Origin of the sequence: Streptomyces sp. NPDC050636, from assembly GCF_040654775.1 — a bacterium.
Lineage (GTDB): Bacteria > Actinomycetota > Actinomycetes > Streptomycetales > Streptomycetaceae > Streptomyces.
Window position 1 is genome coordinate 1 of record NZ_JBFAIP010000156.1, and the last position, 10,052, is coordinate 10,052.

At 67.3% G+C, this 10,052-nt stretch carries 5 protein-coding genes; 2 read left to right on the forward strand and 3 right to left on the reverse strand.

The window, feature by feature from the left end; genetic code table 11:
• The first annotated feature begins 403 nt into the window (after positions 1 to 403).
• Positions 404 to 2,275, forward strand: a complete 1,872-nt coding sequence (locus AB0I10_RS38775; protein WP_363157455.1) for a DUF2075 domain-containing protein — start codon at positions 404 to 406, stop codon at positions 2,273 to 2,275.
• Between the two features lie 261 nt (positions 2,276 to 2,536).
• Positions 2,537 to 2,665, forward strand: coding sequence for a DUF6408 family protein (locus AB0I10_RS38780; protein ID WP_363157456.1), 129 nt, complete (start codon positions 2,537 to 2,539; stop codon positions 2,663 to 2,665).
• Positions 2,666 to 2,717: 52 nt separating this feature from the next.
• Here the strand turns inward: AB0I10_RS38780 and AB0I10_RS38785 are convergent, their stop codons facing one another.
• From AB0I10_RS38785 to AB0I10_RS38795, 3 genes are all read right to left on the reverse strand, one after another.
• Positions 2,718 to 4,691, reverse strand: coding sequence for a DUF2075 domain-containing protein (locus tag AB0I10_RS38785; protein ID WP_363157457.1), 1,974 nt, complete (start codon positions 4,689 to 4,691; stop codon positions 2,718 to 2,720).
• A gap of 1,425 nt (positions 4,692 to 6,116) precedes the next feature.
• Positions 6,117 to 9,413, reverse strand: a complete 3,297-nt coding sequence (locus tag AB0I10_RS38790; protein ID WP_363157458.1) for an AAA domain-containing protein — start codon at positions 9,411 to 9,413, stop codon at positions 6,117 to 6,119.
• A gap of 256 nt (positions 9,414 to 9,669) precedes the next feature.
• Positions 9,670 to 9,807, reverse strand: a complete 138-nt coding sequence (locus AB0I10_RS38795; RefSeq protein ID WP_363157459.1) for a hypothetical protein — start codon at positions 9,805 to 9,807, stop codon at positions 9,670 to 9,672.
• Between the last annotated feature and the right edge of the window lie 245 nt (positions 9,808 to 10,052).

Genomic DNA, 10,052 nt, shown 5'->3' on the forward strand with positions numbered 1-10,052 from the left:
CAGACCGCCCTCACCCGGGGGACGACCCCCGGACCCCCGGCCCGGACACCCGCCCCGCCGCAGGACCCATCCTGCGGCACACCGCCGGCTCTTTCTCGCCAGCTCCAAAGTCGCCACGCACCCACGTGATGTGTCCCCAGGAACTCTTTCGACAAGTGAGGAGCTGAGCCAAGCCACAGGTCAGAGTCCTCCTATCGATACACGGAAGCTGCGTGCGTCAGAGGAGCGTCACCAGTTCCCCACGTACGAGGCTGCTGACCAGCTCTGGGGGCATGATCCACGTCCTGTTCTAGGATGGCGAGAACCATCTCAGCGGCCCGACGGGCTTCCGTGCCACTTCCGTGGACCTGAAGGACATGCCCCCACCCGCACGAGCTACTTCGTGCTGCCTGGGGGCATTTCCTTGCTGTTCCGTGAGTCCGCGGCGTCGTTGGCCAACCGCACCCACCTTGAAGGACGGCTGGCAAAGCTCCTGACCGAGAACTTCCTGCACAAGCACCGCCACCGGCCCCAACCGTCGGAGGTGCGTTCCTGGGAGCGGAGCATCCCCGCGCTGACCAACGCACTGGTCGAAGCCGGGCTCGGTGAAGTCGAGATGCTGCTGGAGTACGGGCTGCCCCTGACCAGCAAGCGTGCGGACGTGATACTTGCCGGCGTTCATCCGAGCACCGGAGCGCCCTCGTACGTGGTGGTCGAGCTGAAGCAGTGGAGTGAGGCCTACCCGGAGGAGGACGATCCGCTGCTGTGCCGCATCGACGCCTATCCGGATCCGGTCCTCAACCCGATAGAGCAGGTGCGCGGCTACTGCAACTACCTGATCTCGTTCAACGGAGCGTTGGAACGGATCCCGGAGTCGGTCGCAGGGGTGGCCTACCTGCACAATGCGACCGACTTCGGAGTGGCGGGGCTCCGCGCCGTCAAGGAGGACGATCGGGGCCGGATGTTCACTGGCGACCAGCGCGGAGCCTTCCTCGGCTACCTGCGTTCCAGGCTGGCGGCGAAGCCGGGTGCCGAGGCAGCCGACGCCCTGCTGCAGGGCAAGGTCCGGCCGTCGCGGCAACTGATGGCCGTTGCCGCCGAAGAGGTGCGCAACCGGGAGCAGTTCGTGCTGCTGGACGAACAGCGGCTCGCCTACGAAACGGTCATGTCGGCGGTCCGACAGGCCCGGCGGTCCAACCGCAAGCAGGTCGTCGTCGTGGCCGGCGGCCCTGGCTCCGGCAAGAGCGTGATCGCCCTCTCCCTGTTGGGCGACCTCTACCGGCGCGGGGTGCCCGCCCTGCACGCCACCGGTTCGCAGTCCTTCACCAAGACGATGCGCAAGATCGCCGGTGCCCGCAAGCCCGAGGTCCAGCGGCTCTTCCGCTACTTCAACAGCTTTATGGAGGCGGAGCCGAACGACCTCGACGTGCTGGTGTGCGACGAGGCGCACCGCCTCCGCAAGACCTCCGCCAACCGCTACACCAAGGCGACTCTGCGTACCGGCCGGCCACAGGTGGCAGAGCTGATGGACGCCGCGCGGGTTCCGGTGTTCCTGCTGGACCAGCACCAGGTGGTGCGCCCGGGCGAGATGGGAACCGTGGAGCAGATCCAGGCGGCCGCGGCCGAACAGGATCTGGACTGCACGGTGGTGAGGCTCGACAGCCAATTCCGGTGCGGTGGCAGCGACGCCTACCTGCGGTGGGTGGTCGACCTGCTGGGACTCGAAGGCAACGCGCCCACCGTGTGGGAGCCGGACGACAAAGTACGGCTTCTGACCGCCGACAGCCCGCAGGAGTTGGAGGACCTCCTGGCCTCCCGACGGGCCCAAGGCTACGGCGCGCGCATGTCCGCGGGCTACTGCTGGAAGTGGACGACGAAGATCACTTCCAGCATGCACACCCTGCCCGCCGATGTGGTCATCGGCGACTGGGCCAGGCCGTGGAACCTCTACGGCGACCGCGCCCTGCTCGGCGCCCCACCGGCGCCCCTCTGGGCCACCGACCCGGCCGGGTTCGAACAGATCGGATGCGTCTACACCGCGCAGGGCTTCGAGTACGACTGGTCCGGCGTGATCATGGGTCCGGACCTCGTCTGGCGTACGGACCGATGGGTGGTGGACCGCAGCGCCTCCAAGGACCCGTCCTTCACCAAGGCCACCCCGGACGAGGACGTCGACCGCCTCGTCCGCAACACGTACAAGGTGTTGCTGACCCGGGGCATGATCGGCACGATCGTCTACTCGACGGACCCGGAAACCCGCGAGAAGCTCCGCTCGCTGATCCCTCCGGCGCTCTAGCCCTCGACGGCGCCCGAAGTCCCACCAAGACCGTGCGGGCGCGTGCCACCGCGAAAACCCCACCGCCTGGGACCGACTCACGAGATAGCATGATCGGGCTGCGCACCTTCCCGGAGGGTACGCGGCTGCGGTTCCTGAGCTCGCCCCAACGAGCTTTGGGTGACGAATGGTTGTGCCCGTCGTGTGGTGACACGCGACGCGAGCGTGGATGCCCGGTAGGGCGTCCCCCTGCCATTCCGATCTCACTGCTTTGGAGTGGCCATGACCTCGGTCGAGTACAAGCCTGCGCGTCGTGAACGGATCCGAGCGATCCTGATCGAGATCGCCGCCGCAGTCGTCTCCAATCTCTTGGTGACGGCCCTGGTGGCGGTTGCAAGTCTGCTCTTCTAGGGCAGGCTGGTGGTGGGCCCGGTGAGCCCGCCACCTCACTCAACAGCGCTGCTCAGAACAGCCGCAGATCAGGTGCCTGCGACCCCGCACCCTTCCGACGTCTTCCCTTGCCCCGTCCTCTGCCCGGCCGGGGCAGATGCGGCTTGCGCGCCTCCACCGGCAGGTTCTCCCAGGTGGGACGCAATCCGTGGATCTCGACCTTGCCGACGAGTTCCTTGAGATAGTGCCTGGTCTCTTCGTCCGTGGAATAGAGCACCGTGGCGCGGCTGGCCCGGGTCATGAGCACGTGATAAGCATGCCGGACGAGGCGCGCAAATCCCTCGTCGTCGACGCTGCCGGCCTTCACCTTCGGATCGAACGAACCCGGCTCGGCGACCCGCTTGATGCCCGGCTCCGCTGTCTTGCGTTCCTTGCCCCGTCGGAACACCCACCGGTCATCACGGCGCACCATGTCCTCACCCATGATCACACCGCACCAGTCCCATTCGAGGCCCTGCGCGGTGTACACACAGCCGATCTGGCCGAGGCCGTTCTCATGCACGGACCAGATCCTCGACGGCGGCGCCTCGTCCTCGCAGAAGCTTTCGCTGTCCGCGTTCCACGGTCGGTGCCACCCACCGATGCGGACGTCGGCCTCCAGCCGTCGCTCGTTGCCGAGCGGCTTCGTCCACGGCCAGCAGTAGCCGGCGACCATGCGCGCGGATGCACCGGCAAGTGCTTCTGTACGAATGATCTGTTCGAGCTCCTCCGGGGTGTCCGCCACTTCGATGTGCATCAGTCCGTCCGGTCGCCACTTACCGGGCTCCTCGTCCGTCACATCGAGCAGCGCCCTTACCCAGCGGACATAGGCGTCACTGCCACCGCATCGGAATTGTTCCCGCAGCTTGTACGGAACGATTCGGGCGTCGTGACGTTCGGCCGCGTCCTTGATCAGATCAACGGTACCGACCTCGTTCGGTCGCACTGACTGGCTCTCGTCCAGGAAGAACACCGTCAGGCGGGACGCCGCGAGGAGTTCGTCCACCTGTGGGCCCGTGCCCCAGTCCTCGGGCTTCCAGAATCGGCTGGTCGACTGGTCTCGGAGACGATGTGCCTCATCGCAGATCAGCACGTCCAAGAGCGGGTCGGGTGGGGTGACGAAGTTACTGAAGTAGGTGAACGTCTCCCTGAACTGCCGATCTCCGTAGCCGACGTGCTCTTGAAGGGCCCCGTTGAAGGCCCGGCTGCCACTGGCGTAGTTGACCGTACGGCCTTGGGCCTCCAACTCTGCCTTGATCTGCAGGCCGATCGCGCTCTTTCCCGTTCCCGCGCCACCGGTCACGAGGAAGACCACACGCCGCTCGTCCGGCACCAAGGCGGGGCGCCGGGGGTCCGGCAGAACCTTCGAAGCCGTCTCCAGCACTTGGTCGGCGACCTCCTTCTGCCGCCCGCGCAGGGTGAAGACGGTGTCTGCGCCTCGGGACCAGATCATGGCGTCGAGCAGCGGGGTGTTGCGCAGCCCCATGCTCTGCAGCATCCTCTCGGCCACGGAGGCCGCGCCTTGCTCGGCGAAGTTCTTCCTGAGGTCGGAGAGCAGCTGCTCGCGCCGATCACTCGTGTATATGCGGGCGTACGAGCCTGTCGGTGCGTCCACGTCGATCAGGGTCCGCACGGAGTCGTCGGTGGCGTTGTGCAGGTAGGCGAAACCGCCGCATTCGAAGTCGGCACCCTGAAACGGGCCGCGAGCGCTCGTGAACGCCTCGTAATAGGCGCCCAATTGCTGCGCCGGGTGCTTCTTCTCCTCTTTGATGCCCGGCACGTGCAACAGATCCGCGGTCGCCCGTTCCACCCGGCTCACCGTCGACCACCGCTTCAACTCGACCAACTGCACGGAGGGCACGTGACGCTCTGGATGGCGCCCCACCAGAACGACGTCGATGAGGCGGGGGTCACCGGGGCAGACCGCCTCATCGAGCGTGGCGGCACACTCGACGATCATCTCCACGTTCCCGCGTTCCGCCGCGACCAGGTCGTTCGCGAGGCTCACCAGACTCTCCGCCCATGCGGAACGCTCCGATTCCGAGGCGTCCGCTCCCCGGAAGTACCGCCACCGAGCAGCAAGGTGCGGCACCATCCGATCACGCGAATCGAGAGTGAGCAGATCCTGCGCCGAAAGTTTCAGCAGGAGCATGGACACGAAGTGGTTCCCCCAGGGCACGAGTGACTCGTGCGGGTGGGGGCATGTCCTGTTGAGGAAGCCCGTCGGGCCGCAATTCGGTTGTGGTGATCTTAGGTAAAGCCCGGCCTGCCGAAAACATCGCCACGGCTGTCGGCCGGAACTGCGGCGCTCGTGGCTGGATCACGCCGTACTGATCACGAGGCATCATCTCTGGGCCCGGCAACACCTCGGTCCTCCTCGGAGGCGCCAACCATTCAGTCACTGCCGAGAACAGGTGGCTCAGGAGTCCTCACGCACCGGCTCCAGGATCGCCATGTACTCGAGGCGACGCGTTCTCGGAATGACGTGGACAGGAAACACGTGCCGCGGTTCGACTACTCCCCTGCCGATCGGCTACGGATCGTCCACAGCGGCGGCCAGCCGCACCGGGCCAGCGAGTGGGCCGACACGGCCGCGCGCTCCCTTGAAGACCAACTTGCCGAGATCGTGCAGGAAGTGGGACTCCGAGGCGAAGCCGCGGACGCAAGAGGCCGGCCGACCTGGAGGCAGCACGCCGAGGCGTGGATCATCTAGGCCGAAAGCCATGTGCGACGCCTGAACCCGCTCAACGGGACCCTCCGTCTGCCGGACATCCCTGAACCTCGCGCCGACGATCTGAAGCCGTTCCTGCACGGCTTGAGCCCGTACGGCCCTGCTACTGAAGTGACCGTCTGTGCTTACTTTCGAGCTGTCCAGCGGCGCTTACGGTCGGCCGTCGCCGCCACGGGCCTTGACCACCCCTGGCAGCAAACAGTCAAGACTCGTAGTGCCAAACCTCGGGACGCAGGCGTGACGCCTGGTGTGACCTGCGCGATCAGGGAGCTGGCAATCCGTCAGAACGTGTGGCGAGTCTGCGTCAGGATATCGCCCGTAACGCCCACAGCACACATAATGCACACCATGTAAACCCGCAGGTCAGGCAATGAACAGGTCAGAGGCACATTTTCGGTTCCGTCACGGCCCATCAGAGGCGTGGAGCGTCAAATGAGCGTCACGACGGACAAGCGACGACACCGCTGCGGACTGCTGCAAGCCCGTACACCTGCCGCCGCGTCAGCCCGGACGACCGTCGGTGCTCTCGCTGACAGGCTTCCTGCCCAGCCAGCCTGCCCGAGCCCCCCGGAGTACCCGCATCGTCCCCGTCTTCGACGAGGCACCCCGGCCCCCTTCGAGCCCAGGACGTCTGCGCAACTCACGACCACGACCCGCCCCTTGAGGCGATGACGGACCATTCACACAGTCATGAAAAGCCTCTCAGCGCCCCCGCCCCAAGCGGATGTTCTGAGTCCAGGCGTTCGTCCCGCCCCTCGGCGTGGTCTTGCAGGCGGGGGCATAGCAGCGCCAGACCCAGGTGCCATTCTGCCTGCGGCGGATCTCGATCTCTCCCCCATTGCAGCGCCCGCAGCGGGGTGGAGCCGCGAAGACCGCCGCGTGCTCGTGTTCCAGCAGCTTCCGGGCGAAGTGCGCACCCCGCATCGTCAGCATGACCTCACGGGTCCAGCTCTGCGAGAGGGCGTTGAGGCTGCCGAGCATGACCGTCCGCTCGTCGATGACTGCGATCTTCTGGTGCATGACGTTCATCGGTACGACCACATGCGCAACGGTTCTCAGGTCAGTGATGAGTTTCTGGTTGGCCGGCTTCTTCTGAAGCTGGTCGGTGTCATCGCGAATGAAGACACTGATCCGCACTCCACGGTCCGCCGCCGTACGTAGCTCGGGCAGCAGGGAGCTGACCCGCTTCGCCACCCAGGGTGCCCAGAGCCACAGGGACCGTCGTGCGTGGCGGATCTCCTCAGTGAACGTGCGGTAGAAGTCGCGTTCGTCGTCGATCTCCGTCACCTCGACATGCCGGCTCAGCACCTCGGCGAGCGCGGTGCCGAACTCTCCACGGAACGTGGGCGGCGTGGTCGGTGGGGTGATCAGGGTCTTGGCCTGGAGGACCCGCACGCCGCGCCGGGTACCGATGAGCGCCGCGAGCTGCGCCAGAGCCGTTCCTGGTTTCGCGTTCTTGACTCGTTCGCCGCTGGCGATGACGTACAGACGGGTCTTGACCCGGGTGACGGCCACGTTGAAGAGGCGGACGCCATCCCGGGGCCAGCTGCTGGCCGCCGGCTGTAGGTGGGCGCAGGCCATCCACAGCTCGCGGCTGCCCACCCCGCCCTCCACCGTGTCGAAGACGACGATGTCGAACTCCCGGCCCTGGAACTTGTGCGCGGTGCCGACCTCCGCCAGCACGCCTCCCCCCGGGCCCTCGACGTCCCGCAGGGCCTCCAGGGTGGCGTCGGACTGGACGCGGTAGGGCGTCACTATGCCCGTTTCCTCACCCAGCTCGCGGTGCAGCTCCACCAGCGCCCGCGCGATCAGTGAGCCCGCCGGCCACCAGCCGCTGCGGCTTCCGGTCAGGTGCGCCCTGGCCAGCTCGTGCAGCCCGTCCGTGTCGATCAGCACGATCTCCGGGTCGTCGGTCGGGCGTGCTGCCTGTGTCTGGCTGCCTCCGCCGAGCACTCCGCCGTACGCGAGGCCGTTGGCCAACTGCATAACGGCGGGGCCGAAACGGTGCTGTTGGGTGAGGGTGACGCAGTTCGGGTGGGCCTGGGCGTCAGACGGTTCTGCGATCCCGCAGTGCTGGAAGACGTCCGGAAGCAGCCAGCGCTTGATGTCCGCGCGATCGTGTCCCTTGAGCTCGGGCGGCATGACCGCGCCCAGCTGCATGAAGTCCCCGAGAAGGACCGCGGTCCGTCCGGCCTTGCCCGTGGCGAGCAGAACTTCGGGCAGGGTGGCTGCGCCTGCCTCGTCCACGAGGACGACGTCGTACGGGCCCTCGAAGACCGCCCGGTTCGTGCGGAACCGGGCCAGGGTCGTGGCGACCAGCTTGGCACCCTTGATGATCTCGCTCTGGGCGTCGCGGGCGAGGCGCTCGTACTCCTCCTGGACTTCCTGGTATTGCTTCTCCAGCGCACGCTGCCGGGTCGAGTCGGCGGCTACGGCCGGGCGTAGTCGGCGGGCCAGGTCGAACCGGGCCGGCCAACCCTGCTGCTCGGCCTGCTCCGCCACGTCGCTGGCCTGCTGAGCCCGCTCCGCGGCCTCCGCCGCCCGGGCCTTGTCCTCTTTGCCACTGTCGTAGCGGCGTCCGGCCTGCTGTTCTGCCGCCAGCCGGGCCTTGACGTCGGCCGCCAGGTCGGCGGCCTGTTCCCGAGTGAGCGCGATGGTGTCAACCAGGGCTGTGATCTGAGCGCCGAGGGCCGCGATGTGGGTGGTGGCCGTGGCGCGGGCCTCGGTCGCCGACTGCTTGGCGGACGCGGCAGCCTGCTCGGCGTCGGCCAGCTGCCGCTGCAGCTCGCCGACCCTTTCGCGCAGACGCCACTTCTTCACAGAGCCCTTGCCCTCTATTCCCTCCAGCTCCTGGCGCAGGGGATCGCAGGCGCCTTCTGCCAGCAGCGCAGCCGCCTCACGGAGCTCTGCTGCTTTCCGTACCTGGACCACTTCCTCAGACAGCCGGTCGACCTGGCGCCACTGCGCCCGCGACGGCTCCGCAGCCTTGTCGCGGGCCGCGGCCGTCTCGGCCTCGGACAATGCGTCCCGGAACATCGTCTCGGAGTCAGCCAGACGTCGACTGGCAGCTTCCTCTCGCGACCGCGCCGACGCGAGATCCTCACCGGGCGTGCGGAGCAGCTTCAGCGCTGCGAAGTAGGCAGAGGAATCGAATCCGGCCAGACTGCTGTCCAGGGTGGCCAGCTGTTCGGCTCGGTGCTTGATCGCGACGAGCTCGGCTTCGAGAGTGCTGCGCAAGGCAGCCGTGTCCGCTAAGCGCGTCTTGACCATCAGCGGCAGCGACACCGAAGCGTCCTCGGCCACCTCCCGCAGATGCGGTGGGCCCACCCGGACGATGTCGCCGGGGTTGTGCTGCTTGGCCCGCACCACTCCGAGCAGAGCATTGTCCACGGCGATGTTCGTGGCCGAGACCAGCAGTACCCGGTCGCCCCTTGCGATGAGATCGCCGATGGCGCGCTTCAGGACGGACGTCTTCCCCGTACCCGGAGGGCCCCACACCAGGTATACCCCCTCGCCGAGGCAGGCCCGGTAGGCGTCACCTTGAGCGGGGTGGAATCCGGGCGGGTCTGCCTCGTGGGCCGGTGCTCCGCCGATGCGGCCGGCCGCCAGGGCTGCCGCCAGAGGGTGCTCACCGAGGCCGGAAATGCCGTCACGCAGGGCCTCGATGAGGAAGGTGGGCGGCTGCTTCAGCATCCACAGATGCGGGTCGGCCACGTCGGCGAACTCGGCCACCCGTAAAGTCAGCAGGGAACCGTTCTGGACCATTTCCGAGACCGCGAAGCCGTTCGTCTCAACGCCATCGTTCTCCGGTCCGGCAAGCCGCAGGCTGTCGAGCTGATCGGGCCCGATGTCGGAGCCACGGAGGTCGACGGCGTACTGGCCGGCGTCGCCGGTGCGTGCCGCCCGACCGATGCGCTGCCAGCGGGGCTGCTTGCCGGCACCGCCTTCCACGTTGATCCACTCCCCGAGCGCCGTGGCGATCTCCTCGCGCCAGCCCACGTGCCAGTCCCCCCGTCTGTGGCCCTCGTGTCCGGAGCGGCAAATCTACCCACGCCCACAAAGTGGCATACAGCAAGGTTGCGTGATGGTCAGTCAGAAGCGAGCGCACGGATCTTGCCGGAGCCGGGTGCAGGGTGCCGACGACCACCGCGCCCCACTCGGTGCCGCACGCAGGCGGCCATCCCCATCGCACGGCGGGTGCAGACACCTCTGCCCTGTCCCGTTCAGGACAGGGCAGAGGAACACTCATGCGGAGTCATGCGGTGATGGTCAGCGGGACATCCAGCCGCTCCCAGGCGCCGAGCACAGCCTTGTGCGCGTCCGGCTGCAGGCGCGCGTACCGCTGCGTGGTCGACGGCCGGCCACCAGGTCTGGCGTCGCCGGTTGCCGTCATTGAGACGGCGGCCGGCCCGGCCCTTGGTGAGCGTGGTGAAGACCAGCGCGTCACACTCCAGCCGGTGGACATGGCGTTCGACTGTCTCCAGGACGTGGGGTGGCAGGGGGACCAGATCGGTGTAACGGAAGGGGCGAACGGATCCGGAATGCAGAAAAGCCCCGCACCATAAGGTGCGGGGCTTCCCCACTATCAAAAATTGTTCGGCGGCGTCCTACTCTCCCACAGGGTCCCCCCTGCAGTAC